Consider the following 26,698-nt stretch of genomic DNA (forward strand, 5'->3'; position numbering starts at 1 on the left):
ACTGGTGCTCAGGCGGTACCGGGCGCTCCCAAGTCGAAGGACCCGGCTCAAGACCATGTCTTTTCTGTACCGTTACCTGCTGATTTTCATCGCCTGTGTCGCCCTGCTGCTCGGCATCCAGATTCCGACCTTCGTCGATCAGTTCGAGAAGCGGCTCGACGCGCACCTTCAGGAAGTGCAGACCAACCTCAAGGGCTACCGCGATATCGCCGATCGCGATTTCAATGGCTCGATGGAAGCGTTGATCCGCAAGCACAAAGACAGCAGCGACATTGTGTTCCGCGACGAAGCGGCGCCGATCGAGACCATGTACCTGCGCTACCTGCATTTCAAGGACCAGCAGACCGGCCTGCAGACCAGCCTGCCCGGCAAGGTGCTGTACCTGGCCCGGCACGGCGACCGCGACCTGATGCGCGAAACCTACGCCAGCTATTCCTTCGCCATCCCGCTCGACAGCGCCGCGATCTACTCGGGCTTCGCCCTGGTCGCCATCACGCTGCTGCTGGTGGAGTTTGTATCCGGGGTGTTCGGCCTTGTCACCGGCCTGGGAACTTCCCGGAAAAGCGCGCGCTTCTGACGATCAGGGAACGATTCCCGCCCGTCGCCGTCAATGCCGCGCGGACTGGCGAAGCCGCGCCGTTTTCACAACCAGCCCTTATTTCCAATGAAACAGGTTGTAGATCAGCCGGGGAACACCCCCGCAGCACGGCAACGATGACGCGCTCCATTTCCATTCCCGGCGTCGACCGCTTCACCCTGGCCCTGGTGGCCACGGTCACCGCGGCCACGTTGCTGCCGGCGCGCGGCGAGATGGCGGCATTCTTCGACGACGCCACGGTGTTCGCGGTGGCGCTGCTGTTCTTCCTGCACGGCGCCAAGCTGTCGCGCCAGGCGATCGTCGCCGGCGCCAGCCACTGGCGCCTGCACCTGACCGTGGTGGCGAGCACCTTTGCGCTGTTCCCGCTGCTCGGCATCGCCCTCAAGCCCTTGCTGTCGCCACTGGTGACGCCGGAACTCTACCTGGGCGTACTGTTCGTCTGCGCCCTGCCGGCGACGGTGCAGTCCGCCATCGCCTTCACCTCGATCGCACGCGGCAACGTCCCGGCGGCGATCTGCAGCGCCTCCGCCTCCAGCTTCATCGGCATTTTCCTGACCCCCCTGCTGGCGGGCATCCTGATCGGCACGCACGCCGCCACCGGCGGCAGCGATACACTGGACGCCATCGGCAAGATCGTGGTGCAGCTGCTGCTGCCCTTCATCGCCGGCCAGGTGGCGCGCAGCTGGATCGGCGCCTGGGTCGATCGCAACCATGGCATGCTCCGCTTCGTCGACCAGGGCTCGATCCTGCTGGTGGTCTACGCCGCATTCAGCGCGGCGGTATTGCAGGGCCTGTGGCACCAGGTGCCGCCGCGCGCGCTGGGCGGCCTGCTGGTGGTGAACGGCATCCTGCTGACCCTGGTCCTGCTCGCCACCCGCTATGCCGCGCGGCTGCAGGGCTTCGACCGCGCCGACGAAATCACCACCGTGTTCTGCGGCTCCAAGAAAAGCCTGGCGAGCGGCGTGCCGATGGCCAAGGTGCTGTTCGCCGGACACGCCGTCGGCGTGATCGTGCTGCCGCTGATGCTGTTCCACCAGATGCAGCTGATGGTCTGCGCCGTACTGGCGCGAAAGTACGCCGAGCGGCGGGAACTTCGCCTTGACGCCGTGCCGGGTTCCGTCGCCCCCGCGACAGACGATTACAGGCGCAGTCCGCCGTCGACTTCCAGCACGCGCCCGTTGAAATAATCGTTCTCGGCGATGAACAAGGCCGCACGCGCGATTTCGTCCGCCTCGCCCAGGCGTCCCGCGGGCACCGGCGCCAGGATCTTCTCCAGCACCTCCGCCTTCATCGCGCCGAGGATGTCGGTACGCACGAAGCCCGGGGCGATGGCGGCGGCGCGGATCGCGTAGCGCGCCAGCTCGCGCGCCCACACCACCGCCATCGCCGCCACACCGGCCTTCGCCGCGGAATAGTTGCTCTGCCCGGCGTTGCCGTGGCGCGAGATGCTGGAGATGTTGATGATCAGGCCGCCGTGGCCGAGCAGCGCCATCCGCTCCGCCGCCTCGCGTCCGCAGAGAAATACGCCGGTGAGATTGACGTCCAGCACCGCCTGCCACTGCTGCAGGGACATCTTGCCCGCCACCTTTCCGTCCTTCACCTTCAGCAACAGCGCGTCGCGGGTGATGCCGGCATTGTTGACCAGCACGTCCAGCCGGCCGGCATCGCGCACCACCGCGTCGAGCGCGGCAATCACCTGCTCTTCCCGCGCGACGTTGCACAGGTAGGTATGCGCCGTCACGCCCTTGGATTCGCACAGGGCCTTGCTATGGATCAGGTCGGCCTCGTCCAGGTCGAGCAGGGCCAGGTCGGCGCCGCGCTCCGCGAACGCCGCCGCGATGGCGCGCCCGATGCCCTTGCCGCCGCCGGTAATGACGACCAGCTTGCCGTTCAGATCCATTGCCTTGTCCTGTCCAGATAAGTTTCGGCACAACATGTAGCACGTGGCCGCAGGCGCCGCCACAATGCGCACATCTTCCTTGCGTGATCCGCCATGAAAAAGCACGTCCTCCTCTACAAGGTGCTACAGCCCGACGTACTGGCCCTGCTCAAGGAACACTTCGAGGTCGCCGCATTCGATGGCCTCGCCGGCGCGGCGCAGCCGGATTTCCTGGCGGCGCTGGAGCAGGCGCAGGGACTGATCGGCATGTACGGCCGCATCGACGCCGCCTTCATCGCCCGCGCGCCGCGACTTCAAGCAGTGGCCACCGTCTCGGTCGGCTACGACGCCATCGATGTCGAAGCGCTGAACGCGCGCCGCATCCTGCTGTGCAATACGCCGGACGTGCTGACCGAGACCACGGCGGATACCGCCTTCATGCTGGTTCTCGGCGCCGCGCGCCGCGTCGCCGAGCTTTCACAATGGCTGCGGAACGGGCAGTGGAAGCGCCCGGTGGGCGCCGAACAATACGGGGTGGACGTGCACGGCAAGACCCTGGGCATCGTCGGCCTCGGCCGCATCGGCAGCGCGGTCGCGCGCCGTGCGGCTCGGGGCTTCGGCATGCGCGTGCTGTACACGGCCCGCTCGCCAAAAGCGGAAGCGGAACGCGAACTGGGCGCGCAGCGGCGTGAACTGGACGCGCTGCTGCGCGAGTCCGATTTCGTCTGCGTGCTGGCGCCGCTCTCGGCGCAGACCCGGCATCTGATCGGCGCGCGCGAGCTGGCGCTGATGAAGCCTTCCGCGTTCCTGGTCAATGCCGCGCGCGGCGCCGTCGTCGACGAGCAGGCGTTGATCGCGGCGCTGCAAGAGCGGCGGATCGCCGGCGCGGGCCTGGATGTATTCGAGCAGGAGCCACTGCCGCAGGAGTCGCCGCTGCTGGCCATGCCCAATGTGCTGGCGCTGCCGCACATCGGCTCCGCCACCTGGGAGACGCGCCACGCCATGGAGCTGTGCGCCGCCAACAACCTGATCGATGCACTGGCCGGACGGCGGCCGCAATACCTGGTCAACCCGCAGGTACTCGGCCAGCCCTAAAACAATACGGAAAGGTCCTGGTACTCCATCGCCGCGCGGAAATTGCCGAGCAGGCGGGCGCGTTCGGCGGGGGTGAGCGGGGCGCTGGACGCCAGCGCATCGAGCTTGACCTTGAAACCCTGGCGACCGCCGACCATGCCCGGAATGCCGTGGATGATCACCGTGAGCGGCCCCTCGCGGTACTGGATCTTGTAAGGATCCAGGATCCGCACTTCGAAGCCTGCGCTGCTCGATACCGCCTGCGCGTCGATGCGGGCAAAGGTGCTGGCGTCGGGCGCGGTGACGCTTTCCTCGGCCTTGTCCTTCTTGCCTCCGGTCGGATCGAGCGCCTTGTCCAGCACCTCGTCCGGCGGGAAATTCCATTCCTTCAGATCCACACCCTCGGACTTCATGGCGTTGCGCAGGCGCGCCAGCGGGATCATGCCGCCAGTGGTGGAAACGACCGTGGTGCCGCGGCGCGTGACCAGCACATCCAGCCGCTGCAGCAGCATGCCGCGGTCGCGCATGCGATTGCCGGAAGGCTGGCGCGCACCGGCCCAGGCCGCCGCCGGCAGCCAGATGGCGTTGGGCACGGCGATGGCGCCTTCACCCTCGAACTGGGCGATGACGAAGTCGCGGAAGCGCTTGGTCGAAGCCCCGCCCTGTGCGGCTTCCAGCACCGATCTTGGAACGAATAACGCCATCGGAGAACAGCCCTGTCACGGATCGTTCATGGATTGGCATGGCACGCGGACGGCAAATCCGGACGCGCAATGCTCCGGCACCGAGTATAGGCCGCGAGGGCATCCCCGCACAGCCGTCGGCCGCCTTTGCGCCGGCAATCAAAAAAATGCAGCAATTCAGGCTCATGCTGCGGCCATGGAATCCAAAGAGCACCGGATCGTGCCGTACGCCAAGAAAATCGTGTTGCGTTCCCGCTGGGGTTACCGCCCCGGCCTCGAAAGCCTGGTCGCCGATTTCAAAAGGGACGGGGTGTTGTTCGTCGGCGTGGTCGGCAAGGACTGCGACATCATCGAGGACATCATCGACGAGCTCTGCATCGATGGCGACAGCGACGAGGAGAGTTACGCCATGCTTACATCCAGCCATGTCGACGGCACCATCGAGGAGGCGGTGTCCTTCGCGCAGGCCCTGAGCGGGAAATATGCCGGGGCGGTGGAGGTGGTGGAGTTCTAAGAGCCAGTAACAGAATGAATCGCGCCTGCGCGACTGTCGATTGCGACTCCGGCGGGATAAACTGCCGGCAAGAAACAACGGCTACCGAGATGGACGTCAACGATTACCTGCTGGAACGTGGCGAGAGCGATTGGGCGGCGCTGCTGGCCGACTGGAACTGGATCCTCCCGCCCCATTTCACCCTCTGGCTGGTCAATCGCTACGGCGACCTGTTCCTGGTGCTTCCCGATGACGGCAGCGTCTGCATGCTCGATGTCGGCGCCGGCACCTTGCGGCGCATCGCCGACAGCCAGGAACACTTCGATACCCTGCTACGCGAGGACAACAACGCCGGCGAGTGGTTGATGATCCCGCTGGTGGACGACTGCGTCGCCGCCGGCATGATCCTGCCCGCCGGGCACTGCTACGGCTTCAGGCAGGCACCGGCCCTTGGCGGAGCCTACGAGGTCGACAACACCGAGATCGTCGACCTCTACACCCACTACAGCGTGCTCGGCCAGCTGCATGCCCAGATCTGGGAAACGCTGCCGCGTACAGCACCGGACGCAGCGCCCGAAGCCGAATAGGCGGACTTCCATAGCCGCCGCTGCGGCACGCGGCAATACCGCCGGGCGATGCGCGCCCGCCGCAAGCGGATCGGTCCAAACCCCCGGCCCGGGCCGAACCTGACCAATGATTCATGCATCCTTTTGCGAAGCTTTGCCGATCAGTGGCACTCTGAGGCCGCCAAACGGTAGAAGAAGCGGCTTTCAGCGAAACAGATGAACGATCAAGCAATACCACGAAAGATACAGAGCACCATGCAGGAACTGGAAAGCCGCGGCTTCCAGCCGCTAGGCACACGCGTGACCCAAGGCTCGGGATTGACCGGCAGGGCGCTTTCCGCGGACGGTTCGACATGGGCAGATATCGGCACGCTGCAGTCGGGCCTGCGCAATAGTTGGCGCCAATTGCTTAAAACAGGGGTACTGCGCGGGGCAGGATGCACCGCGCAGTTCACCACCGAATTCAACAACCAGACCTATCTGGTGACCACGAACTACGACCTCGCTCCATCGCCCGGAACCGGGGTCGAGCGGTTGCCGGCGGATACCGACCCGGCAGCCGTGGCGCATCGCCATATGCAGCGCATCGAACAATACATGCGCGAAAACCAGCCGTTGCGCCCGGTGATCCACGCCTGCGCCGCCGAAATCGAAGCGGCGCTGCTGCGCGCGCAAACCGTACGCAGACCGCAGCCGCTGACCGTGGCTGCCTTGCAAAATCTCGGCATGCCGCCGCATCTGGCGTTGCTGATCGCCGGGGACTGCGCCGAAACCGCGGAACCGCTGCCGCTGTAATCCGCGGCCGGATTTCGCAGCCTCGCGGCTACTGCGCGATCACTACCGGGGTCCCCGCCATATAGTCGACCGTCAGGTTGGCCAGGGTGCGCACGCCCAGCTTGAGCCCGCTCTCGTCCACCTTGAAGCGCGGCGAGTGATTCGGCGCGTATTCGTCGAGTGAGGCGCCCGGCTTGCGTACGCCGACAAAGACGAACAATCCCGGAATCTGCTGCTGATAGAAGGAGAAATCCTCGGCACCCATGATCACCGGCGACTCCACCAGGCCGGCGCCGCCGACGCGCCTGAGCGTGGGCAGCATGCGGGCGGTGAGCTTGGGATCGTTATAGGTGACGGGATAGGCGCTTTCCTGGCCGATATCGACATCGACGGTCGCTCCGGAAGCGGCGGCGATGTTGCTGGCGGTGCGCTGCACGTCGTCGTGCAGCTGTTGCCGCATGCCCTCGTCGAGAGCTCGCAGCGTGCCCTTGAGCGTGGCGCTGTCGGGAATGATGTTGTTGCGCACGCCGCTGTCGAATTTGCCCACGGTCACCACCACCGGTGCCTTGGTCAGATCCATCTGGCGGCTGGTGATGGTCTGCAGGCCGAGCACGATCTGCGAACCGATGACGACGGGATCGATGCCGTTCCAGGGCATGGCGCCGTGGGTCTGCTTGCCGTGCACCACCACGGTGAAATCGTCGGCGCTGGCCATGGTGCCGCCGGCGCGATAAGCCAGCTGGCCGGTCTCGAACTTGGTCATGATGTGCAGGCCGAAGATCGCTTCGGGCTGGGGCGCGCTGGTCAGCACGCCCTCCTTCACCATCAGCTTGGCGCCGCCTTCCTCGCCCTTCGGCGTGCCTTCCTCGGCCGGCTGGAAGATCAGCTTGACCGTACCGGGCAGCTCATCCTTCATCTGCGCGAAGATGTGCGCCACGCCGAGCAGGATGCCCATGTGCGCATCATGGCCGCAGGCATGCATCACGCCGACGTCCTTGCCGTCATAGGTGCTGCGTACGGTGGACTTGAACGGCAGGTCCACTTCCTCCGCCACCGGCAGCGCATCCATGTCCGAGCGCAACGCCACCACCGGCCCCGGCTTGCCGCCACGCAGAACCGCCACCACCCCGGTATGGGCGATGCCGGACTGCACTTCGTACCCCATCGCCTTGAGCTTCTTGACCAGGTACTTCTCCGTCTCGAACTCGCGGTTGGAGAGCTCCGGGTGCTGGTGCAGGTAGCGGCGATTGGCGATGACCTCCGGCTCTACTGTATCGGCCAGCTGATCGATCTTCGCCTGCAGGGCGGCGACATTGGTCTGCGCCTGCGCCGCGGCGGACAACAGCACACCGCCGCATGCGGCCAGCAACGAGAGAGACTTCGAGAGCTTCGGATTCATGGGCGATTCGCTTCCTGGAGTGGGCGGCATCGGGGAAAGCGGTCGCCGCCGCGCGAACATCGTCGCGCCGGACAGGTGCGCCTGCCCTTGCCGGCAACCCGAACTCCCCTCCAGCCAATGCCCGCATCCTAGCAGCGCACCGGCGCCGATGTCCCGGAGCAAACTACGCCTTGGCCAGATCCAGTACCAGGCAGGTGGTGGTGCAATGCGCATACAGCCGCCCCGAAGGATCGGTGATGCGCCCTTCGGCCAGGGCCACGCGGTTGCCGGCCTGGATCACCTTGCCCTCGGCGCGGACCGGCCCGGTGTCCTTGGTCAGGCCACGCACGTAGTTCACTTTCAGTTCCAGCGTGGTGTATCCCTTCCCCGCCGGCATTGCCGTATGCACCGCGCAGCCGACGCAGGAATCGAGCAGGGTAGCGATCCAGCCGCCATGCACGCTGCCGATGGGATTGTAGAAATCGAAGGTCGGCGTGCCCTGGAATACCGCCCGGCCCTGCGACACTTCGACCAGCAGGAAGCCGAGCGAGCGGGCGATCGGCGGCACCGGCAGGGCGCCGTCGATGATCGCCTGCATCAATTCGAGGCCGGGCCGCTGCGCCAGCTGTTCCGGCGGGATGATGTCGGTACCGCTGACGCGCCCGCGCACCGCGGCTTCGCGCTCCATCCACTGGGCGAGGATCTGCTGCGTCGCCGGGTCCGGCTGGCCTTTCATGAACGGGTTCCTGTCGTGTGCGTCTTAATTCGTGCATATACACTATATTGAGCGAATCCAAGGCCCGCAAGACGCCCCATGAGCCAACCCGACGCACCGCCGCCCATCATCCGGGGCTGCACCTGCTTCCGCCTGCGGCGGCTGACCCGGCGCGTGACACAGCACTACGACACCCACCTCGCCCGCGCCGGCCTGCGGGTCACCCAGTACAGCCTGCTCGGCATGCTGTTGCGCGCGGATTCGCTGACCCTGTCCGAACTCGCCGCGCGCATGGAGATGGACCGCACCACGCTGACGCGCAACCTCGGCCCGCTGCAAAACGCCGGCTGGGTGGAAGTGGTGCGCGGCAAGGACGCGCGCAGCCGCGCGGTGCAGCTCACCGACGCCGGCCGCGCCGCCTGGGACAAGGCCAAGCCGCATTGGCGCCAGGCGCAGGACCAGCTGAATACCGCCCTGGGCGAGGAAACCGTCGCCGAATTGCACGGCCTGCTCGACGGCACGCTGGCGCGCTTTCACCTGGCCCTGGATGAAGCGCCGGCTGCCGCTGCCGGGGGCTGAATCCGGTCCGCCGCATTGCAGTCCGGGCCCGCTTGAGCTATCTAAGAGGCGAGGCCGCCAGCATCCCGGGGAGTGCATAGATGAGCGCGTCGTCGAACCAGACCGAAACCGACATGGAACCGCAGCCGTTATTCCGCTCCAACAACGAAATCGCGGTACACGTCGCCAACCTGGAAAAAGCGGAGCACTTCTACGGCGAAGTCCTCGGCTTCCGGCTGCTGGCCAAGACCACGCGCCAGCTCGAATTCGACACCGGCAAGCTGCGCCTTTACGTCAACCTCGACAGCCGGCCGCTGACCAGCTTCGTGCCTTCGTTCGACGTGGCGGACCGCGAGGCGGCGCGCGAATACCTGGAAGGCGCCGGCTGCAAGCCGGTGCATATCGCCACCCATCCGGGCCTGTACTACATGCGCGATCCCTTCGGCCTGCTGTTCGACCTGGTCGAACGCAATCCCGATTCCGCCATTACCCCCTAGGGAGTGCCTGCAGCAGGCGCCGCTCCTGGCGCCGCATGATGCGCCCGAAGGCCGCCTCGTCGTTGGCCGCGCGCGCCAGCACCAGGGCGCCCTGGATCACCGCCACGACATCCTCCGACTGCGCGCGCGCCTCGGCGGCGCCCATGCCCGCGCGACGCAGGACGACGGCAAGGGCATCGACCCACTCGGCGAAATAGTCCTTCACGCAGGCCGCGAAGCGATCCCTCGAATCGGCCAGGGCGAAGGCGCCGATCAGGCAGACGCGGCGCCCCGAATGGAAATACTGGTCCACCACGCGGAACATCTCGCGGATGCCGGCCTGGGGCTCCGCCGCCCGGCGCAGCGGCGTGAACACCTCGTCGCGAAACCAGGCGTCGATATGGTCCAGCACCGCCTGCGCCATCTCTTCCTTGCCGCCAGGGAAGAAGTTGTAGAGGCTGCCTTTGCCCAGGCCGGTGGCCGCGCCGATCAGCGACAGCGATGCACCCTCGAAGCCGTGCGTGCGGAAGACTTCCGCCAGCGCGGGGATCGCATCCTTGCGTTCACCGATCGTGCGCGGCATCGGCGTCCCTTTTTCCTACATACCCAGTTCGGTCAGGCCGGGGAAGTCCGCCGGGCGCGGCCCGAGCGTCGGCCAGGTGAACTTGCGCTCGCTTTCCTTGATCGACACGTCGTTGATGCTGGCCTCGCGGCGCTGCATCAGGCCGTTCGCGTCGAACTCCCACTGCTCGTTGCCGTAGGCGCGGAACCAGTTGCCGGAGTCGTCGCGGTACTCGTACTGGAAACGCACGGCGATGTGGTTGTCGCTGTAGGCCCAGACTTCCTTGATCAGGCGGTATTCCAGTTCGCGCGCCCACTTGCGGGTGAGGAATTCGACGATGGCCGGCCGGCCGACGAGGAATTCGGCGCGATTGCGCCAATGGCTGTCCTCGGTATACGCCAGCGACACGCGCTGGGGATCGCGGGTATTCCACGCATCCTCGGCCATGCGGGCCTTCTGCGCGGCGGTTTCACGGGTGAAGGGGGGAAGCGGGGGACGTGCGCTCACGATCGATGCTCCTGGCTGGTTTGTACCGATAGGTACATATTGTACCTATCGGTACAATATGTCCAGCACCCGGACAGGGACCCGGCATGCGACAGGGAATTTGACCGGCGTGGATCACTCATTTTCCGCATGCACCCCTTCGATCGAGGCCGCCGCGCGGAAGTAGCGGCTCGGCGGCGCGCCCAGTGCGCGCCGGAACATGCTGGTAAAGGCCGCCGGGCTGTCGTAGCCGAGATCCAGCGCCACCGTGGTCACCGCCACCCCGGCCGCCAGCCGCGGCAGGGCCGCGAACAGGCAAGCCTGCTGGCGCCAGGCGCCGAAGCTCATGCCGGTCTCGGCGCGGAAATGGCGGGTGAAGGCGCGGCGGCTCATCTGCAGCGCCTTGCTCCAGTGCTCGATGGTGTCGTGCGGCGTGGGTTGTTCCAGCAGGCGCCGGCAGCGCCGCGCGAGGCGCCGCTCCTGCGGGAACGGCAGGGACAGCGGCAGCACCGGCAGCCGCCGCGCCTCCAGCAGCAGCAGGGCCATGACCAGGCCGTCGCGTCCGTCGAGTTCGTAGTGCAGCGGCACGTCCACCGCCTCGAGCAGCAGGCTGCGCATCAGCGGCGTCATGCCCAGCACCTGGCAGCTCTGCGGCAGGCCGTCGATGGCGTCGGGCCAGACGTAGGCGCTGCGCGTGCTCACCGCGCCGGACAGGACGTGCACATTGTGGACTTCACCCGACGGCAGCCACACCGCGCGCTCCGGCGGCACCACCCAGGCGCCGTGGCGGGTGCTGACGCTCATCACACCCGTGGCGCCGTAAAGCAGTTGCGCGCGGCGGTGGCTGTGCGGATTACTGACGTACCCAGCCGGATATTCGTTGCCGATCGCCACCACGGCGCGCGGCACCGTATCGAATTCGGGGGAATACCAGGTGTTACGCACAGTTCGCTTTCATTCCGGTTCCAGGCGCCGGTCTGGAGGTCATTTGGCCCACTCTCGATGTAAGGTGACCCACCAACGCAAGCAGGCCTGATTCTAGCGCGTATCCTGCCGCGGCGTCCCGCCCCCCGCGGAGACGCTGGCAACAACCAGGAGAAGTCCCCGTGAGCGAAACCGCCGCCGCCCTGTCCGCCGGAGCCCCGGCCGCCAGATCCGCCGAATCGACCGTCCCGACAGCGCACACCACGGTATTCAGCGTCATCGCCGCGATCAGCGTCTGCCACCTGCTCAACGACCTGATGCAGGCCCTGATGCCGGCGATGTACCCGATGCTGAAGGACTCCTACGCGCTCAGCTTCGGCCAGATCGGCCTGCTGACCTTCACCTACCAGATCACCGCCTCGCTGCTGCAGCCGCTGATCGGCGCCTACACCGACCGCAAGCCGCGGCCGTATTCGCTGGTAGCGGGCATGGCCTTCACCCTGGTCGGGCTGCTGCTGCTGGCCAAGGCCGGCGGCTTCGGCTGGCTGCTGCTGGCGGCGTCCCTGGTCGGCACCGGCTCCTCGGTGTTCCACCCGGAATCGTCGCGGGTGGCGCGCATGGCCGCGGGCGGGCGGCACGGCCTGGCCCAGTCGCTGTTCCAGGTGGGCGGCAATCTCGGCTCCGCCATCGGCCCGCTGCTGGCGGCCCTGATCATCCTGCCGCGCGGCCAGGGCAGCGTGGCCTGGTTCTGCCTCGCCGCCATGCTGGGAATGATCATCACCGCCAACCTGGGCCGCTGGTACCGCCATCACGGCCTGGCGCGGCTGAAGCCGAAAGGCGCGGCCGCCGCCCACGTGGAATTGCCGCCGGCCCGGGTGCGCAAAGCCATCGCCGTGCTGCTGGCGCTGATCTTCTCCAAGTTCTTCTATCTGGCCAGCATCACCAGCTACTACACCTTCTATCTGATCGACCATTTCCAGGTATCGGTGCGCAGCGCGCAGCTGTATCTGTTCGTGTTCACCGGCGCGGTGGCGGTGGGCACCATCATCGGCGGCCCGCTGGGCGACCGTTTCGGCCGCAAGCGCATCATCTGGGCCTCGATCCTGGGCGTGTTGCCATTCAGCCTGGCACTGCCCCACGCCAGCCTGCTGTGGACCGGGCTGCTGACCGTGCCGATCGGCGTGATCCTGGCGTCCGCCTTCCCCGCCATCGTGGTGTATGCGCAGGAACTGATGCCCGGCAAGACCGGCACCGTGGCGGGGCTGTTCTTCGGCTTCGCCTTCGGCATGGGCGGCATCGGCGCGGCGGTGCTGGGCGTGCTGGCCGACCGCACCAGCATCGGCTTCGTCTACCAGGTCTGCGCCTTCCTGCCGCTGATCGGCCTGCTGGCCGGGCTGCTGCCGGACGTCGAAAGCGGCTACCAGCAGGGCAAGGCCAAGGCGGCCTGACGCGGAGATTGAGACGATCGGGCAGAAAATCGGGATGGAATGCCATTCATCGGCTTAGCGCAGCGCCGTAAATTGGTCCCATCGACAGGTCGCCCGGAATCGCGGCCGCCATGGGAGCATTCGATGAATACAGCACAAAGCCCGGTACGCAACCCGCAACGAACTCCGGTGCCGGTCGGCTTCTTCGCCATCGCGGTAGGCCTGCTGGCCCTGGCCAAGGCCTGGAGCGTGGCGACGGAGTTGTGGCATCTGCCGCAGATCGTCGCCGACGTGCTGACAGCCGTCGGCACCGCCGCCTGGCTGGCGACCGTCGTCGCCTATGCGCACAAGTGGCTGTTCCATCGCGCAGAGGCGCAGGCGGAGATGCAGCACCCGGTGCAGTCCTCGTTCGGCGCTTTGGGGCCGGTGTCGACCCTGCTGGCGGCGACCGCCCTGCTGCCCTATTCGCGGCCGGTCGCACTCGTATTGTTTGCCGTGGCGATGATCGTCCAGCTGGCATTGGGGCTGTACCTGCACGGGCGCTTCTGGCAGGGCGGCCGCAAGCCGGAACTGGTCACGCCGGCGATCTACCTGCCGGCGGTGGCGCAGAACTTCGTCGCCGGCACCTCGGCCGTGGCATTCGGCTGGACGCAGGTCGGCGCATGGTTCTTCGGGGCCGGCCTGCTGTCCTGGCTGGCGATCGAATCGCTGATCCTGCATCGCGCCGCGGTGCAGGACAGCCTGCCGCCGGCGCTGCGTCCGAGCCTGGGCATCCAGCTGGCGCCGCCGGTGGTGGGCGGCGTGACCTACCTGAGCCTGAGCAGCGGCGTGCCCGACCTGTTCGCGCAAATCCTGCTGGGCTATGGCCTGTACCAGGCGCTGTTGCTGCTGCGCCTGCTGCCCTGGATCCGCCAGCAGCCGTTCAACCCCGCATATTGGGCTTTCAGCTTTGGTGTGGCCGCACTGCCAACGATGGCAATGCGCATGGTCGAGCGCGGCTCCGGCGGCCCGATCGAATGGCTGACGCCGGTACTGTTCGTCACCGCCAACCTGATCATCGGCGCGCTGGCGGTGAAGACACTGGTGCTGTTGCTGCAAGGCAAACTGCTGCCGGCTGCAACGATTGCCACGGCGGCACCGGCGGCGGAGTCGGCGCACTGAGCGCCGCCCGCAAGCATGGAGGGGGCCGGCAACCGCTACACTAAGCGGCCCCGAAAAAAACGAGAGATTCTCCATGCGCCGATGGCTGATAGCGATGCTGATGACAACCGCAGGCATGACGGATGCAGCGGCGCAGTCCTGCACACCTTACCCGGAAACCTTCGCGCAGGGTTTTTATCGTTCGAGCTATTCCTTCTTCAACGAATCACCGGACCAGGTCAGCGCCGTGGTCAGCCCCGCGTTGCTGGGCAAGCTCCAGACCGAGCGCGATTGCGTGGTGAAGCACGGGCATTGCCACCTGCAATACGACCCCTGGCTGGGCGCGCAGGACGGCAGCATCGGCTCACCGTTGCAGTTCCAGCGCGAATCGCAGGACACGCACAGCGCCGTGGTGGTGATGAGCTATCCCGGCGCGGCCGGTGCACCGGCGAAAAGCGTCAAGCTGAAGCTGCGCAAGGCTGCGGACAGCACCTGCTGGCAGCTGGACGACTTCATCACGCCGACCGGCGAATCGCTCGCCGCGATACTCGGCGCCTCCGGGAAGTGATCAGGGAGTGTCCTGCAGCAGATGGAAATGCAGGTAGGCGATCTCCTGCTTGCCGGGACCATTGCTGACGATTTTCCAGTTGCGCATGCCGCGCTGGTCGACAACCTGCCGCATCAGGGCTATGCAGCCCTGGATGTATTTCTCGTCACCCGGCGCCAGGTCCAGCAGGTTGCGGATGTCGTGCGTGGGGAAAAATACGAGATCGAAGTTCGCCTCCGGCTTGGGGCTGCGAATACCGACGCATTCCTTGCTACGCGCGATGATGCCGGGGGTGAATCCCGGCGCCAGGTGCAGCCAGACCGATGTCATCAGCCCCAGCACTTCGGGATCGGTCAGGCATTCGTCGGTGGGCGCGCATTTGTGAATCTCCGGCAGCGGCCTGGCCTGGGTATTCACAAAACTGACCGCTCCTCCGACGAAGCCGATCCCCAAAAGCAACAAACATCCGAGAATTTTCAGAACACTCATGCGCTGGGCGGTTTCCGGAACATGACAGATGATGGATCGGCGGCAGTGTCGGGCACAATGCCGTGGAACAGGGTCGGACCCGGGATCCGCACGCGCTTCGGGCGGCACGAAGCTTGCTGCTTTGGGGAGGACACCACGGCAGCGACGGGCGCTTTTCATGAAAGCCGTACTTTACGGACGCTTCAAGCAGGGACTGACCAGCAGCTCATCCTCGCATGCCGTGATGATCGTGTCGTCGACCCAGATGAAATTCGATGTCGGCCTGTTTTTCAGAAACCGCTTCGAATTCAGCCCGGATGAGGTGCGGCGCTTCCAGAGAACCGACGGCGGCCTGCGCATCTATCACAACCGATCCGATTGCCTGTCGCCGATCGTGTTCAAGGTGGCGCTGTTCAAGAGCCAGAACCTGACTTTGCGCAGCATCAGCCGCGCCGGCTTCGTGCCGCGGGGGCGCATGAAGTTCGGCACAGCCCCGTAAGAGTTGTCCGGATTCGCGGGATGTGGTCTGCTCCCCGGAACACCTGGGCCTGTCGAAGGCTATGAGCTACACATTCCGCATCGGCATCCGCAACCACGTCTTCCGCGACCTGCGGGAGCTGCTGGCCAAGGCCAGCCCCTTGCGGTCAGGCGATCAGCTCGCGGGCATCGCGGCAACCAGCCGCGAGGAGCGCGCGGCGGCGAAGCTGGCGCTGGCCGAATTGCCGCTGACGACTTTTCTCGAGCAGCCGCTGATTCCCTACGAGACGGACGAAGTCACGCGGCTGATTCTCGACGCCCATGACGCCGCTGCCTTCGCAGCGGTGCGCGGACTCAGCGTCGGGGCTTTCAGGGACTGGCTGCTGTCGGATCAGGTCGACGGCGCGATGCTGGCGCGGCTCGCACCCGGCCTGATGCCGGAGATGGCGGCGGCGGTGAGCAAGCTGATGCGCAACCAGGACCTGATCCTGGCGGCGCGCAAGTGCAATGTGGTGACCCGTTTCCGCAACACCATCGGCCTGCCCGGCCGGTTGGCGGTGCGTTTGCAGCCCAATCATCCGACCGACGATCCACGCGGCATCGCCGCCAGCATCCTCGACGGCCTGCTCTACGGTGCCGGCGACGCGGTGATCGGCATCAACCCGGCGACGGACGATCCGGCGAAACTGCTGACGCTGTGGCGGCTGCTGGACGAGCTGATCGCGCGCTTCGACATTCCGACGCAGTCTTGCGTGCTGACCCATGTGACGCGGCAGATCGAAGCCATCGGCCGCGGCGCGCCGGTGGACCTGGTGTTCCAGTCGATCGGCGGCAGCGAGGCGCTGAATCGCAGCTTCGGCATCGACCTCGCGCTGCTGCGGGAGGCGCAGGATGCCGCGCTGAGTCTGAAGCGCGGCATCCTCGGCAATAACGTGATGTATTTCGAGACCGGCCAGGGCAGCGGGCTCTCGGCCGGGGCGCATCACGGCATCGACCAGCAGACGCTGGAGGCGCGTGCCTATGCCGTGGCCCGCGCCTATTCGCCGCTGCTGGTCAACACGGTGGTCGGCTTCATCGGGCCGGAATATCTCTACGACGGCAAGCAGATCATCCGCGCCGCGCTGGAGGATCATTTCTGCGGCAAGCTGCTGGGCCTGCCGATGGGCGTGGACGTGTGCTACACCAATCACGCCGAGGCCGATCAGGACGATATGGACAACCTGCTCCTGTTGCTTGGCGCCGCCGGGGTCAACTACATCATGGGCGTGCCGGGGGCGGACGACATCATGCTCAACTACCAGAGCACCAGCTTCCACGACGCACTGTACCTGCGCGAGGCGCTGGGACTGAAGCACGCACCGGAGTTCGAAAGCTGGCTGCAGCGCATGCGCATCGTCGACGAGGCCGGGCGTTTGCGCGACAGCCGCGGCGGCGAGGCCCTGCCCGCGCTGACCGCGTTTGCCGAGGCCGCGTCGTGAAGGCACAGCCGCCGGCAACACCTGCCGACATCACGCCGGTGATCGAGGACTCCTGGGCGGCGTTGCGCCGGCATACCGATGCGCGCATCGCCCTGGGCCGCAGCGGCGCCAGCCTGCCGACGCGCGCAGTGCTGGCCTTCGAGCTGGCGCATGCGCAGGCGCGCGATGCGGTGCTCACCGCGCTCGACGTGCCGGCCCTGCGCCGGGAACTCGAAGCCGATGGCTGGAAGGTCGCCGAGGTGCGCAGCGGCGCGCCCGACCAGGCGGCCTACCTGGCGCGCCCCGACTGGGGGCGTCGCCTGCATGACGACTCGCTGGCCGCCCTGGACGCGCCCGGCATCGGCAAGGCCGACCTGGTGCTGGTGGTCAGCGACGGGCTTTCCTCCACGGCGGTGCAGCAGAACGCGGCGCCGCTGCTGCGGGCGCTGAGGCCCCTGCTGCCGGAAGGGCTGGCGCTGGCCCCGGTCGTCATCGCCACCCATGCGCGGGTCGCCCTGGCCGATGAAGTGGGAGAGCGGCTGGGCGCGCGCATCGCGGTGAGCCTGATCGGGGAGCGGCCGGGCCTGTCCTCGCCGGACAGCCTGGGGGCCTACCTGACCTATGCGCCGAAAGTCGGCCGCAACGACGCCGAGCGCAACTGCATTTCCAACATCCGGCCACAGGGCCTGGCTTACGGCGAGGCGGCACTGCAATTGGCGGCACTGATCCGGGCCATGCTCCAGGCGCGACTTTCCGGGGTGAAGTTGCAGTTCGACCCCGCCCGGGCGATCGCCGCCGACCCGCATTAGGCGGTACCGGTCCGATCAATCCGACGGTCGAAATCGGGCGTTTTTCACCATGCGTGCCATGCGTGCCAAGGTTTTTTGTTGGCACGCATGCGGCGAGCGAGTGCTCCGGATGGGGTCCGAAATGCATGCCGGCGGATCCTCCGGGGGACTCCGGATAGCCGTCGCCGACCCTGGACATCAGGCTGTCATACCGACCGTGGCGGATTCCGGCCTATCGGGCTTTTTTCGGGCCTTTTGAAGAAAGGTGGGGCCGCGTGCAAAACTAGCGGCCTTCCGGCCCGCGGCCCTGCCGCGCGCCCAAAATCACCAAGGACTCACCGCTCCACATGCCCGCCCCCAAAAAACGGAAGCCTGTGCCGGTCCAGGCACTGGAAGTGCCCCGCTCCGCCGCCAATTTCGGCCTCAACCTGCTGGCCCTCGCGGGCGGCCTCGGTACCATCCTCGGGCTGATCTACTGGGGTCCCGCCCTCGATGCGCTGCTCGGGCCGCTGCCCTGGCAGATGGGCAGCGTGGTCAGCAACCACTTGCTGGTCGGGCTGGCGGGCTGCCTGGTGGTGTTCTTCATCATCGGCGGTGTCGAGCTGCTGGGGGTGCGCACCTACCTGAATCCCGCCACCGGGCTTGCGGGAAAGAACCTGCGCAGCCCGGATTTCAAGCGTGTCGCGGTGCGCCTGCTGGGCCTGCTGCTGACCTTCGGCATCATCGCCGTGGTGTACTGGCTGTTTCCGGAGTATCACGGCAGCTTCTACCAGCCGTTCTGGGATTTCCTGCAGGCGCTGGCGTTCCCGGTGGGCCTGCTGGTCATCCCCTACTTCGTCTGGACCGACATGCGGCTGGCCGATCCGCACGACAGCTACTGGCACCTGGGCATGGTGCCGGTCCTGCTGCTGAGCGGACGCAGCCTGGACGAGATCGACCGGCCGGCGCTGAAGTCGCATTTCATGGGCTGGGCGGTGAAGGCCTTCTTCCTGCCGCTGATGATGAACTACCTCAGCGGCGAAGTGCGCGCGCTGGGTAATTCCCTGACGGGTTTCATGGCCAACCCGAACGGCGGCGGCTACCAGTTCCTCTACGACCTGTCGTACACCGTGGATCTGCTGTTCTGCGTGGTGGGTTACACCATCACGCTGCGCCTGTTCGACTCGCATATCCGCAGCACCGAGCCCACGGCCTTCGGCTGGCTCATCGCCCTGCTCTGCTACCAGCCGTTCTACTCGGTCATCGGCAGCATGTACCTGCACTACGATGACAGCCTGTACTGGGACAACTGGCTCTCCTCCATCCCCGTGCTGAAGAACATGTGGGCCGGGGCCATCATCCTGTTGCTGTTCGTCTATGGCCTGTCGACCGTCGCCTTCGGTCTGCGCTTCTCCAACCTGACCTACCGCGGCGTCATCACCAACGGGCCCTACCGCTTCACCAAACACCCGGCCTACGTGTCGAAGAACCTGAGCTGGTGGCTGATCTCGGTGCCCTGGACCTGGCCGGCCGGAGGCCACTGGCACGAGGCCCTGCGCAACTGCTGCCTGCTCGGGCTGCTCAACCTGATCTATTACCTGCGCGCGCGCACCGAGGAAAACCACCTGAGCCTGCGCGATCCGGACTACGTCGCCTATGGCCTGTGGATGAACGAGCACGGCGCGCTGGCCTGGCTGGGCAAGTTGCTGCCCTTCCTGCGCTACAAGCCGCCGGCGGTCACCGCGGCGGCGAAGAGCCCGGCCGCCGCGCGCGCCTGATGGCGCGGCGCGGCATGAACCCCGGACTGATCCTCTTCGATTGCGACGGCACCCTGGTCGACAGCGAGGAACTGGGCACCAGCGTGCTGCTGGAGATGGCGGCCGGGCTGGGACTGAACCTGCCGCTGCGGGAGACCAACGCCTACTTCCGCGGCTGGAAGCTGGACCAGTGCGTGGCGCAGATCCGCATCTGGCTCGGGCGCGAATTGCCGGACGACTTCGTCGCCCAGGTGCGGACGCGCACCCAGGAAGTATTCAAGGAGAGGCTGCAGCCGGTTCCCGGCGCGGTGGACGTGGTGCGGGCATTGCGTCACCTGCCGATCTGCGTGGCCTCCAGCGGGCCGCGCGAGAAGATCGAGTTGAGCCTGTCGCTGACCGGGCTGCTGCCTTACTTCAGGGAGCACATCTTCAGCGGTTACGAGGTGGGGAGCTGGAAGCCGGATCCGGGATTGTTCCTGCATGCGGCGGAAGCGATGGGGGTGGAGCCCGCGGCCTGCGTGGTGGTGGAGGACAGCCTGGTGGGTGTGCAGGCCGGCATCGCCGCGGGGATGACGGTATATGCCTACCAGCCGGAGGCGGTCGATCCGCAGATTCCGGAGGGTGTGCGCATCCTGCGGCAGCTGGAGGAATTGTTGCCGGCGCTGGGAATAGCATCAGCGGATAGGGAATAGACTGCGGCATCAGCCACCGGAGGGCTCCATGAAAGCGATACTCGGTTCCGTCATCGTCTGCGGCATGATGACTATGGGTTCTCTCACGGCCAGTGCGCAGCCGGCGGATCAGCCGCCCGCTTTCGTGGCGCTGACGCCGGATCAACTCAAGTGGATCGATTTCCCCGGCCGGCCCGGCGTGAAACTGGCGATGATCGAAGGCGACATGAAGAAGGCTGCGCCCTTCACCGCGCGCATCAGCTTCCCCGCGAACTACAAGCTGGCGGCGCACTGGCATCCGGGCATCGAACATGTGACGGTGATCTCCGGCACGCTCCATCTCGGGACCGGCGATGGCAGCGACCCGGCAGCGGCAGTGGCGCTGCCGCCGGGTTCGGCTGCGGTGATCCAACCGAAGACGCTGCACTTCGGATACACCAAGGACGCGGTGGTGATCCAGGCGCATGGCATGGGGCCGTGGGAAACGCATGCGCCGGGGGAGTTGGGGAAGTAGCGTCGTTGGCGGCAGTCACAGCGCCAGTTGGCCGCCCACGATGCGGGGCACTCGCCACGGGTTGGCCTCGCGCAACGTTTCGGACAACAGCGTATCGGGGAAGCCCTGGTAACAGACGGGGCGGAGGAAGCGCTCGATCGAGGTCATGCCGGGGCAGCCGAGATGCTTCCTGAAAATGGCCGTCGGCCACGACCGCTTTTTAGCCGCAAGGACATGGCTGTGTCGGCAACCGCCACAAACCGGAAGTGGACGGGCGACCGGCAGGTTAGTGCCAATAGCGGTCATCCGGCATCTGAGACTCGCTGCCGGAAAGCTGCCAGACAAGCGGCATGCGGGCTGAGCAGCCAGTGCGCACGCGGCGATGGATCAACGTCGCAGGTTAACGGCCATCCTCAGTGATAGCTCGTCCTGAGAAGTACTTCCGCGATGCGCCGGTGAACAATAGAAACACCGCGATGATCTTCAGCGTGAATCCCAACAACGTTGCGAGCGCCGATGTTATTGATTTCGCCACGATAAGACGACCAACAATGAACAAGCCGGGTACAGCTAGGACTAAAAAAACAATGAAGAAGATCCGAGCAATGTTCTTTCCCTTCCCGATAAAGTGAATGACGACTGCCTGAAGGCAAAGCGCGGCAACTCCTATGCCAGTACCGATTCCAGCCCCCCGGCCCTGGAAAAGGAACGAATTCGCTACTAATGCACAGCCACTAATGGCCCAGGAGGTCCAAAGCAGAATCGACGCGACACGGACGCGACTTGGCGCGATGGCCGCATTCGATGGTCTTGAAGCAACGTCTTGCATGTCGAAGTCCAATTGCCACTGTTGATGTGGAACTACCCAAGGCCTAGCCTGACCCAAGAGCTGCCAGTCACGACTGCCTGTTTCGGGCCGACCGCGGCCTGCACCGAATTCAGTACCGATCAACGGGAGCTCTTTGCTTTTGCTTGTTCAAGGGCGTCTTCCTTGGATGAGCCGATGAATACCATGCAAAGCAATCCAACAAGGATGGCAATGCCTTCGGACTTTCGGCCGCTTAGGTTCATGAGTCCCCATCCCAAGAAACTATTGAGCATCGCCACCACAATCAGAGCAAACGCAATAAGTGCAATCACTTGTCGGTATGGCGCCAATCTCGATCTCACTCTTCTGCGCCAACTCGGCATGTCTTCATCGCTTTCGAGATGGCGTATCGAATATTCCAAGGCTTGCCGCTTTACTTCTTCCATGCGTAGCCGGGTTCGCTCAATGTCATCTGGCGTGATTTTCAATCCGCGATTTGTAAGCTCTTCCTCGGCGAGCCGTTTGGCTTCTGACAGGTAATCTTGTTCAAGAAACGCAATTTGAATAAGTTCATCCGTGCTTTTCTCGGCGTAGGCTGGGGCTGCAGACGTCGGGTTGAATTGCATGGCGTTAGCCTAACCCAAAGCAGTCATTGGCGACGGGCCGGACAGGGCCGACAGCAGCCAGGGCCGTGCGATTACTGAGCTAAGCGTCATGTGCCCTTACCTTTTCGAGCGCCTTCCTTGCTGGGACATGAAGATACATCCATGGATGCGCCGCGAGCTTGGTCAAAGCCGCTTCATGTCTTTGAAGCATAGAGGCGGGGAATTCTGAGAGGACATTGGCAGCGGCCCACGGAGCATCCCCGGCATCATCTCCTTCTAGCGCAATGTTAATCAAGGACTGCAGAAGGTCGCCGTCGGCATGGTGAGCGAGAAAATAAGCTTCGGCTGCTTCAGCAGTTGTCTTGGACGTAGTACAGATCAGGAGTTGGCGCAGATTCGCCTCGTCTTCGTGCCCCTTTGCCAGGGACGCCGAAAGGTTGGCGAGTTGCCATTGAAGGTAGCTGTCACGGTCGCTCACTTGGCTCTCGATGCCGTTAGCCGAACTGTTCCACTGGTTCCGGCTTCTCATCTCGCTTCCAGATCCGTATCACCTTCATTTCGTGATCGATTTGAACCCAGATGGGGGTGTTCGGCATCCGCAAATCCAGAGGAAACAGTTCGACCGGAACATCGTGTGGAGCACCACCCTGAGCCAAGCCTTGGCCTGCCGCCACTAGGATTCGCAGTTCCCCTGACTTCAAGCAGGCGAAAACGACCGCGGGTACCTGTTTGTACAGGTCCGGCCAGCCCTTTAGCCTGATGCCCATTGCATTAGCGTACCTGAAAGCCGTCATCCCCGGCCGGCCGGTATGGGCCGACAGCACGCGTTCGGTGCGCCAGCCCGAACCGGCGCTAATCTCGCGCGGCGGTTGTTGATGCCAGCCACTGAAGGATTTGTCGCTCAGCATAACCTTTAGGGATGCCCCTGACCTGGATGGCATGTAGCGAAAAGCTGCCGAGGATCATCGCCAGCAGCGCCGACGCCCGTTCTGCCGGCTCCCCCGAACCGGCCTCCTCAAACAGGGCTGACAACCGGCCGAAGTCACTGGCCAGCCATTTGGCAACACGGCTCCGTATTTCAGGCTGAGCCATCGCATCAGCAATGATGCTCACCCAGGCCTTTACTTGCGTATTGTCCGACTTCGGTCCGAGCCCGACGCGAGAGGCCACAAAGGCGTTCAGGCGCTCCATCGCCGTACTACCTTCTTGAATCGCCTCGGAAAAACGACGTTCCGCCTGCTGAATGAGCTGATCTACGAGTTCGAGCAGGATTTCCTGCTTGTTGTGGAAGTGATAGTGCACCAGTCCGGGGGCTAACCCGGCCCGCGCGGCAATGGATTTGGTGCTGGCACGCTCATAGCCCAACTCAGCCATCTCCAGCAGGAGGGCGTCGATGATCTGTTGGCGGCGCGTCTCGGTGTTCGGCTTGCGTCCCATTGACTCAATAGTTGGTTAGTGACCCAATAAATATTGCACCTGCAGATGCCGTTGTGTAAACTGCATATATTGGTCACACACCCAACTAACATGATGAAATCGAATGCGCTGCTTCAGTCATGGGACGCCCTGTGTGCCCGCGCAGAGATGATAGGCGGGCATGACCTCGGCCTGGACCTGCTGAACTGCTACTCCGAGCCGCATCGGGTCTACCACAATGTCGAACATCTGGCTTCTGTTATCGATTTGCTGACCCAGGCGGAAGCGAACGACCGCCTGATAATGGCGGCGTGGTTTCACGATGCCATCTATCGGCCCGGTGCCACAGACAACGAGGCGCGGAGCGCAGACATGGCCCGCCGACGGCTGCGCGCCTTGGGGTGCTCTCCAGCTTCGATCAAAGCGGTGTGCGACGCAGTCCTGGCCACGGCGTCGCACCGATCGCAAGACAACGATGTCGCTGCTCTGCTGGATGCGGACCTCTCCATTCTAGGAACCTCCGCAGAAGCCTATCGAGCATACGCCGCCGCCATTCGAAAAGAGTTCCATGATGTGCCCGCAGCGGTCTTCCGGGCAGGGCGCCTGGCATTCATCGAAGCGATGCTGAAGCGCCCCAACATCTATGAGACGACGTTCTTCCGGCAGCACTTCGAAGTACCCGCGCGCAAGAACCTTGAAGCAGAGGCCGATCTGCTGAGGACAACCTCCAGTGATTAAGAACACCCTGAGTCGTCGTGCCCCAGCCCTGGCCGTTGCCGTGTTGATTGCATTGGTGATGATCGTCATCGCCGGACGTCATCCAGATCACCAGCAATTTGTGGTCCCGCTCGGCTTTCTTGCGATAGCCGTGTGTCTCGGTCCTTTCGCCACGGCCAATGCTCATGCGCGCAAGATCATCCCTGTGAGCGTGAAGGCATCCGGCAGATCAGTGAGCAGCGACCGAGTGGAATTCGATGGCGAATGGATTAGAAGCCATCGCGGTCGCCTAGAAGAAGCGGTGCGGTGGGATGACTTGTCGGAGATCGCTATCGTCACCACGGATGCGGGGCCTTGGTGTGAGGACGCCTATTGGTTGCTGGTTGGCAAAACGCGGGGCTGCGCTATCGCAAATGGCGCGGAAGGACTTCAGTTGTTGATCCCGCGACTGCAGCAGCTTGCGGGGTTCGACAACGAAGCCGTTGTTCGCGCCATGGGTTGCACTTCAAACAATGCCTTCCGGCTTTGGAAGCGCGGTGAGAATCAGCGGATCTCTGCTGATAGATCGCCCCGGGACCGAATTTGAAGACGCCGATAGCGGACATTCGCGACCGGCAGGTATGGGCCGTAAGCCGCCAGCCACTAGCGTTAATTAGGCGCAGGTTCATGAAGAAGCTCCAAGAGAGCAAGTGCGCTTGGGGCCGCAACGCTTGATGACTTCGAAATTGCAATGACTTCGGGCTCCAGGCTGGCGATGCGCTGGCGAAGCTCACGGGCGAGCTGTTCGCCGGATTCGGACTCAAAGGACCCATATAGGTCGATCATCGCTTCAAGTGCGGCACGCTGCGCCCATGGCGCAGAGGAATTGATGACAGGTTCAAGGCCATCAACAAGCGTCAGCGCCGAAGGTCCGTAAGTACCAGCATGATTGTTCCCGGCAGCCCATAAGAGCGCATCACAGGCGCGCTTACTGGATTCCTCCGTACATGCCTTGGCACACGCGGCGACTGCGGCATCGATGGATTCGGGCATGGGCTCGGGGACGGTGGCCGAAAAACTTAGGCTACCCTAAAACAGTCATTCGCGGCGGTCCGTAACGGGCCGGCTGCTGCCTGACGCCACCTCTATCGGTATCCATATACAACAGCAGTGCCATCTTCGACGATAACCTCAAGTCCCGCTGCCTTCGCTGCGCCGACCACTGGCTCTACGTTGTGCGACCGAACCCACTCAATGTAAATGAACGGGTACGGCGCCATGTGGTTTCCCTCGATGTACCCGGGAACCGGCATCCAGAGCACACCACATTGGACGGGTCTTTCGTCGTCAATAAATTTGAATTCGAGAGCGATTCGCGCATTTTTAAACTCCGAGAAGAACTCGCCCCACTTCGTGTCGTTCGCGAGCCCGCCCAAATTGCGGCGCGCAATGATTTTGCGCGCCTGCTCCTTGAAGTCCTTTCTGTCACTCATGGGGATAGGCTACCTGAAAGCGGTCACTGACGACCGTCCGCAAGGGGCCGACATAAGACATCTGCTCGGCATCACAGCCTACTGACCCGCTTAGGCGGAAGTGCCGGCCATACGCCCGGCACGCCGTAGTGAGCGTCGATTTCCACTTCGTAGTGGGTGCCCAACGCGGAGCTCAGCCAGCCGCGCGCATCTTGCGCGGCTTGGCTGCAGCATTGTGTTGGGCAGACTTGATGACGTCGGGAACGCACTTGCTCAGTGCCTCCCGTAGCGCCGCGCCCACGATCTTCGGGCTCGACTCCAGCGGGATGCTGGACTTGAAGTCCCTGCCAAGACCCTCCCATGCCTCGCCCCTTCGCTTGATAGTGGGAGTGAATATGATGTTGCCATTCCGGGCTGCCACTCCACAGGATGCCATGCGCTGAAATAGGCGTTTGCGATCTTTGATGCCAGTCACTGCCACCATCTTCGAGACCCAAGCGCTCCAGTGCTGTTCGTAGTTGACCCTAAACTCCTTGGCCTCTTCCGAAAGCAAGAAACGACTAGCGGCAAGGGCGCCAAGCAACGTTTCGCCAAGCGTCGCATCGTCCGCATCAGGCTGTAGAAAGCAATGGAAGGCATCGGGATCGACATGCAAGAGACCTCGACCTGATTCGCTTGCCACAATAATTGCTTCGGACACAGCTTGGACTCTGGCTCGCTTGCCCTGCCGCTCTTCATACTCGTCGTCGAGAATTCGCCGATTCACGATGTCTCGCTTTTTGAATAGGCCAAACACTACTGATTCCTGTTTAACGCCCAACGCCAGGTGGACGGATCAACAGCGGCAAATAATTGGTGCATTTGGGCGGTTCTCCTCGGACGAGTGCGCTGCAACGTATTGATTTCGTAAGCCCGTCGGCACTGCCACCGAATTGGACCGCAAGATCCATGTCTTCTAACGACCTACTCTACAACGCCTCAAACCCAGCCTTCCAGTACTGGCGCACAGTCCCATTGTCGCGTCCCTCAAACCGGCCATTGGCCAGTGACTCCTTCGAGCCGGCTGCGGCCAACTGTATTTATCATTCATCGCGGAATCTCCTTGGATGATGGTGGAGACGGCTTCGTCGCCAGTATGCGGTCAATTGCGAGTTGCATCTGGGAAATCGCTTCCTCGCGTTGCGCGCGAGATTTACCGAACCTCGGCATGAGCATCTGAAAAGCACTCCATTCCGATATGCCGTTGACAATCTCATCCATGCTCCCGGCTCCTATATATCCGCCGAAACGGGCACGGAGCTTTTGTTTTAGGAGTGCGCGGAAGATCATTT

General features: G+C 64.3%; 37 protein-coding genes. 19 read left to right on the plus strand and 18 right to left on the minus strand.

The genetic code is table 11. The features are described from left to right. The first annotated feature begins 55 nt into the window (after nucleotides 1–55). Together BP26_RS0125980 and BP26_RS0125985 are read left to right on the plus strand one after the other, a co-directional pair. The gene (locus BP26_RS0125980; RefSeq protein WP_029923462.1) at nucleotides 56–577 is read left to right on the plus strand and encodes a DUF2937 family protein; all 522 of its coding nucleotides are present in this window, start codon (nucleotides 56–58) and stop codon (nucleotides 575–577) included. 137 nt (nucleotides 578–714) lie between these two features. Next, nucleotides 715–1,785 carry a bile acid:sodium symporter family protein gene (locus tag BP26_RS0125985; protein WP_051749556.1) on the plus strand — a complete coding sequence of 357 codons (1,071 nt, stop codon included), beginning with the start codon at nucleotides 715–717 and terminating at the stop codon, nucleotides 1,783–1,785. Here BP26_RS0125985 and BP26_RS0125990 read toward each other — a convergent pair. Continuing rightward, nucleotides 1,737–2,498 carry an SDR family oxidoreductase gene (locus BP26_RS0125990; protein WP_029923464.1) on the minus strand — a complete coding sequence of 254 codons (762 nt, stop codon included), beginning with the start codon at nucleotides 2,496–2,498 and terminating at the stop codon, nucleotides 1,737–1,739. The two genes, BP26_RS0125985 and BP26_RS0125990, sit on opposite strands and share 49 nt — an antisense overlap. 93 nt (nucleotides 2,499–2,591) lie before the next feature. Here BP26_RS0125990 and BP26_RS0125995 point away from each other — a divergent pair, with 93 nt between their 5' ends. Then, a complete protein-coding gene (locus BP26_RS0125995) occupies nucleotides 2,592–3,572 on the plus strand; it encodes a 2-hydroxyacid dehydrogenase (RefSeq protein ID WP_029923465.1) in 981 nt (326 codons plus the stop codon). On the opposite strand, the gene BP26_RS0126000 is transcribed toward BP26_RS0125995, so the two are convergent. Further along, nucleotides 3,569–4,255: a hypothetical protein gene (locus tag BP26_RS0126000; protein WP_157572788.1), complete on the minus strand. Its 687-nt coding sequence runs from the start codon at nucleotides 4,253–4,255 to the stop codon at nucleotides 3,569–3,571. The two genes, BP26_RS0125995 and BP26_RS0126000, sit on opposite strands and share 4 nt — an antisense overlap. Nucleotides 4,256–4,430: 175 nt before the next feature. On the opposite strand from BP26_RS0126000, the gene BP26_RS0126005 reads away from it, so the two are divergent. From BP26_RS0126005 to BP26_RS0126015, 3 genes are all read left to right on the plus strand, one after another. Continuing rightward, nucleotides 4,431–4,748 carry a DUF7684 family protein gene (locus BP26_RS0126005; RefSeq protein ID WP_051749557.1) on the plus strand — a complete coding sequence of 106 codons (318 nt, stop codon included), beginning with the start codon at nucleotides 4,431–4,433 and terminating at the stop codon, nucleotides 4,746–4,748. A gap of 89 nt (nucleotides 4,749–4,837) precedes the next feature. Continuing rightward, complete coding sequence (locus tag BP26_RS0126010; protein ID WP_051749558.1) at nucleotides 4,838–5,314, plus strand: DUF1851 domain-containing protein; 477 nt, start codon at nucleotides 4,838–4,840, stop codon at nucleotides 5,312–5,314. A 234-nt stretch (nucleotides 5,315–5,548) separates the two neighbouring features. Continuing rightward, entirely contained in the window at nucleotides 5,549–6,088 is a 540-nt protein-coding gene (locus tag BP26_RS0126015) for a hypothetical protein (protein ID WP_029923469.1), read from the plus strand. A gap of 28 nt (nucleotides 6,089–6,116) precedes the next feature. Here the strand turns inward: BP26_RS0126015 and BP26_RS0126020 are convergent, their stop codons facing one another. Together BP26_RS0126020 and BP26_RS0126025 are read right to left on the minus strand one after the other, a co-directional pair. Continuing rightward, nucleotides 6,117–7,466, minus strand: a complete 1,350-nt coding sequence (locus BP26_RS0126020; RefSeq protein ID WP_029923470.1) for an amidohydrolase — start codon at nucleotides 7,464–7,466, stop codon at nucleotides 6,117–6,119. Between the two features lie 163 nt (nucleotides 7,467–7,629). After that, nucleotides 7,630–8,181, minus strand: a complete 552-nt coding sequence (locus tag BP26_RS0126025) for a PaaI family thioesterase (RefSeq protein ID WP_029923471.1) — start codon at nucleotides 8,179–8,181, stop codon at nucleotides 7,630–7,632. Between the two features lie 78 nt (nucleotides 8,182–8,259). On the opposite strand from BP26_RS0126025, the gene BP26_RS0126030 reads away from it, so the two are divergent. Together BP26_RS0126030 and BP26_RS0126035 are read left to right on the plus strand one after the other, a co-directional pair. Then, nucleotides 8,260–8,739 (plus strand): MarR family winged helix-turn-helix transcriptional regulator, encoded by a 480-nt coding sequence (locus BP26_RS0126030; protein WP_036518142.1) that lies wholly within the window; start codon nucleotides 8,260–8,262, stop codon nucleotides 8,737–8,739. Nucleotides 8,740–8,819: 80 nt separating this feature from the next. After that, nucleotides 8,820–9,215: a VOC family protein gene (locus BP26_RS0126035; RefSeq protein ID WP_051749559.1), complete on the plus strand. Its 396-nt coding sequence runs from the start codon at nucleotides 8,820–8,822 to the stop codon at nucleotides 9,213–9,215. Here BP26_RS0126035 and BP26_RS0126040 read toward each other — a convergent pair. The 3 genes from BP26_RS0126040 to BP26_RS0126050 form a co-directional block, all read right to left on the minus strand. Beyond that, nucleotides 9,205–9,777 carry a TetR/AcrR family transcriptional regulator gene (locus tag BP26_RS0126040; protein WP_029923474.1) on the minus strand — a complete coding sequence of 191 codons (573 nt, stop codon included), beginning with the start codon at nucleotides 9,775–9,777 and terminating at the stop codon, nucleotides 9,205–9,207. The genes BP26_RS0126035 and BP26_RS0126040 overlap by 11 nt on opposite strands. A gap of 15 nt (nucleotides 9,778–9,792) precedes the next feature. After that, the gene (locus tag BP26_RS0126045) at nucleotides 9,793–10,263 is read right to left on the minus strand and encodes a nuclear transport factor 2 family protein (RefSeq protein ID WP_029923475.1); all 471 of its coding nucleotides are present in this window, start codon (nucleotides 10,261–10,263) and stop codon (nucleotides 9,793–9,795) included. A gap of 114 nt (nucleotides 10,264–10,377) precedes the next feature. Further along, complete coding sequence (locus tag BP26_RS0126050; RefSeq protein WP_029923476.1) at nucleotides 10,378–11,187, minus strand: AraC family transcriptional regulator; 810 nt, start codon at nucleotides 11,185–11,187, stop codon at nucleotides 10,378–10,380. Between the two features lie 161 nt (nucleotides 11,188–11,348). Between BP26_RS0126050 and BP26_RS0126055 the strand changes: the two genes are divergently transcribed. From BP26_RS0126055 to BP26_RS0126065, 3 genes are all read left to right on the plus strand, one after another. Further along, nucleotides 11,349–12,614, plus strand: a complete 1,266-nt coding sequence (locus tag BP26_RS0126055; protein WP_029923477.1) for an MFS transporter — start codon at nucleotides 11,349–11,351, stop codon at nucleotides 12,612–12,614. Between the two features lie 123 nt (nucleotides 12,615–12,737). Then, nucleotides 12,738–13,754 (plus strand): dicarboxylate transporter/tellurite-resistance protein TehA, encoded by a 1,017-nt coding sequence (gene tehA / locus BP26_RS0126060; protein ID WP_051749561.1) that lies wholly within the window; start codon nucleotides 12,738–12,740, stop codon nucleotides 13,752–13,754. A gap of 94 nt (nucleotides 13,755–13,848) precedes the next feature. Further along, complete coding sequence (locus BP26_RS0126065; RefSeq protein ID WP_029923479.1) at nucleotides 13,849–14,301, plus strand: hypothetical protein; 453 nt, start codon at nucleotides 13,849–13,851, stop codon at nucleotides 14,299–14,301. Here BP26_RS0126065 and BP26_RS0126070 read toward each other — a convergent pair whose 3' ends face one another. Then, on the minus strand, nucleotides 14,302–14,928 hold the full coding sequence (locus BP26_RS0126070; protein WP_157572790.1) for an HIT family protein: 627 nt from the start codon (nucleotides 14,926–14,928) through the stop codon (nucleotides 14,302–14,304). On the opposite strand from BP26_RS0126070, the gene BP26_RS0126075 reads away from it, so the two are divergent. The 6 genes from BP26_RS0126075 to BP26_RS0126100 all read left to right on the plus strand — a co-directional run bounded on the left by BP26_RS0126075 (nucleotide 14,927) and on the right by BP26_RS0126100 (nucleotide 20,391). Continuing rightward, entirely contained in the window at nucleotides 14,927–15,247 is a 321-nt protein-coding gene (locus tag BP26_RS0126075) for a hypothetical protein (protein ID WP_029923481.1), read from the plus strand. The genes BP26_RS0126070 and BP26_RS0126075 overlap by 2 nt on opposite strands. Before the next feature lie 61 nt (nucleotides 15,248–15,308). After that, the gene (locus BP26_RS0126080) at nucleotides 15,309–16,703 is read left to right on the plus strand and encodes an ethanolamine ammonia-lyase subunit EutB (RefSeq protein ID WP_029923482.1); all 1,395 of its coding nucleotides are present in this window, start codon (nucleotides 15,309–15,311) and stop codon (nucleotides 16,701–16,703) included. Next, nucleotides 16,700–17,491 (plus strand): ethanolamine ammonia-lyase subunit EutC, encoded by a 792-nt coding sequence (gene eutC / locus BP26_RS0126085; RefSeq protein WP_029923483.1) that lies wholly within the window; start codon nucleotides 16,700–16,702, stop codon nucleotides 17,489–17,491. The genes BP26_RS0126080 and eutC overlap by 4 nt, the downstream gene beginning before the upstream one ends. Nucleotides 17,492–17,844: 353 nt before the next feature. Beyond that, complete coding sequence (locus tag BP26_RS0126090) at nucleotides 17,845–19,227, plus strand: hypothetical protein (protein WP_029923484.1); 1,383 nt, start codon at nucleotides 17,845–17,847, stop codon at nucleotides 19,225–19,227. Between the two features lie 14 nt (nucleotides 19,228–19,241). Then, nucleotides 19,242–19,898, plus strand: a complete 657-nt coding sequence (locus BP26_RS0126095; RefSeq protein ID WP_051749573.1) for an HAD family hydrolase — start codon at nucleotides 19,242–19,244, stop codon at nucleotides 19,896–19,898. Nucleotides 19,899–19,926: 28 nt separating this feature from the next. Then, nucleotides 19,927–20,391: a cupin domain-containing protein gene (locus tag BP26_RS0126100; protein ID WP_029923486.1), complete on the plus strand. Its 465-nt coding sequence runs from the start codon at nucleotides 19,927–19,929 to the stop codon at nucleotides 20,389–20,391. A gap of 15 nt (nucleotides 20,392–20,406) precedes the next feature. Here the strand turns inward: BP26_RS0126100 and BP26_RS30975 are convergent, their stop codons facing one another. The 6 genes from BP26_RS30975 to BP26_RS27190 all read right to left on the minus strand — a co-directional run bounded on the left by BP26_RS30975 (nucleotide 20,407) and on the right by BP26_RS27190 (nucleotide 23,220). Next, entirely contained in the window at nucleotides 20,407–20,538 is a 132-nt protein-coding gene (locus BP26_RS30975; RefSeq protein WP_281172792.1) for a hypothetical protein, read from the minus strand. A gap of 232 nt (nucleotides 20,539–20,770) precedes the next feature. Then, nucleotides 20,771–21,322: a hypothetical protein gene (locus tag BP26_RS0126110; protein WP_157572791.1), complete on the minus strand. Its 552-nt coding sequence runs from the start codon at nucleotides 21,320–21,322 to the stop codon at nucleotides 20,771–20,773. After that, nucleotides 21,319–21,804 carry a hypothetical protein gene (locus BP26_RS0126115; RefSeq protein ID WP_029923488.1) on the minus strand — a complete coding sequence of 162 codons (486 nt, stop codon included), beginning with the start codon at nucleotides 21,802–21,804 and terminating at the stop codon, nucleotides 21,319–21,321. The genes BP26_RS0126110 and BP26_RS0126115 overlap by 4 nt, the downstream gene beginning before the upstream one ends. Before the next feature lie 79 nt (nucleotides 21,805–21,883). Continuing rightward, entirely contained in the window at nucleotides 21,884–22,261 is a 378-nt protein-coding gene (locus BP26_RS0126120; protein ID WP_029923489.1) for a hypothetical protein, read from the minus strand. 16 nt (nucleotides 22,262–22,277) lie between these two features. Further along, nucleotides 22,278–22,691 (minus strand): hypothetical protein, encoded by a 414-nt coding sequence (locus tag BP26_RS0126125; RefSeq protein ID WP_157572792.1) that lies wholly within the window; start codon nucleotides 22,689–22,691, stop codon nucleotides 22,278–22,280. After that, nucleotides 22,636–23,220 carry a TetR/AcrR family transcriptional regulator gene (locus BP26_RS27190; RefSeq protein ID WP_051749562.1) on the minus strand — a complete coding sequence of 195 codons (585 nt, stop codon included), beginning with the start codon at nucleotides 23,218–23,220 and terminating at the stop codon, nucleotides 22,636–22,638. Before BP26_RS27190 ends, BP26_RS0126125 begins: the two co-directional genes overlap by 56 nt. Before the next feature lie 90 nt (nucleotides 23,221–23,310). Between BP26_RS27190 and BP26_RS0126135 the strand changes: the two genes are divergently transcribed. Continuing rightward, nucleotides 23,311–23,937, plus strand: a complete 627-nt coding sequence (locus tag BP26_RS0126135; protein ID WP_051749563.1) for an HD domain-containing protein — start codon at nucleotides 23,311–23,313, stop codon at nucleotides 23,935–23,937. Beyond that, nucleotides 23,930–24,502 carry a hypothetical protein gene (locus tag BP26_RS28145; RefSeq protein ID WP_157572793.1) on the plus strand — a complete coding sequence of 191 codons (573 nt, stop codon included), beginning with the start codon at nucleotides 23,930–23,932 and terminating at the stop codon, nucleotides 24,500–24,502. Before BP26_RS0126135 ends, BP26_RS28145 begins: the two co-directional genes overlap by 8 nt. Nucleotides 24,503–24,564: 62 nt before the next feature. On the opposite strand, the gene BP26_RS29990 is transcribed toward BP26_RS28145, so the two are convergent. The 4 genes from BP26_RS29990 to BP26_RS0126155 form a co-directional block, all read right to left on the minus strand. Further along, nucleotides 24,565–24,948 (minus strand): hypothetical protein, encoded by a 384-nt coding sequence (locus tag BP26_RS29990; protein ID WP_157572794.1) that lies wholly within the window; start codon nucleotides 24,946–24,948, stop codon nucleotides 24,565–24,567. A 92-nt stretch (nucleotides 24,949–25,040) separates the two neighbouring features. Beyond that, nucleotides 25,041–25,388, minus strand: coding sequence for a DUF6678 family protein (locus tag BP26_RS0126145; protein ID WP_029923494.1), 348 nt, complete (start codon nucleotides 25,386–25,388; stop codon nucleotides 25,041–25,043). A gap of 172 nt (nucleotides 25,389–25,560) precedes the next feature. Continuing rightward, on the minus strand, nucleotides 25,561–26,163 hold the full coding sequence (locus BP26_RS0126150) for a contact-dependent growth inhibition system immunity protein (RefSeq protein WP_029923495.1): 603 nt from the start codon (nucleotides 26,161–26,163) through the stop codon (nucleotides 25,561–25,563). A 290-nt stretch (nucleotides 26,164–26,453) separates the two neighbouring features. Beyond that, nucleotides 26,454–26,627 carry a hypothetical protein gene (locus BP26_RS0126155; protein ID WP_157572795.1) on the minus strand — a complete coding sequence of 58 codons (174 nt, stop codon included), beginning with the start codon at nucleotides 26,625–26,627 and terminating at the stop codon, nucleotides 26,454–26,456. Nucleotides 26,628–26,698 lie beyond the last annotated feature (71 nt).

It is taken from the genome of Nevskia soli DSM 19509 (assembly GCF_000711955.1).
Taxonomy (GTDB): Bacteria; Pseudomonadota; Gammaproteobacteria; order Nevskiales; family Nevskiaceae; genus Nevskia; species Nevskia soli.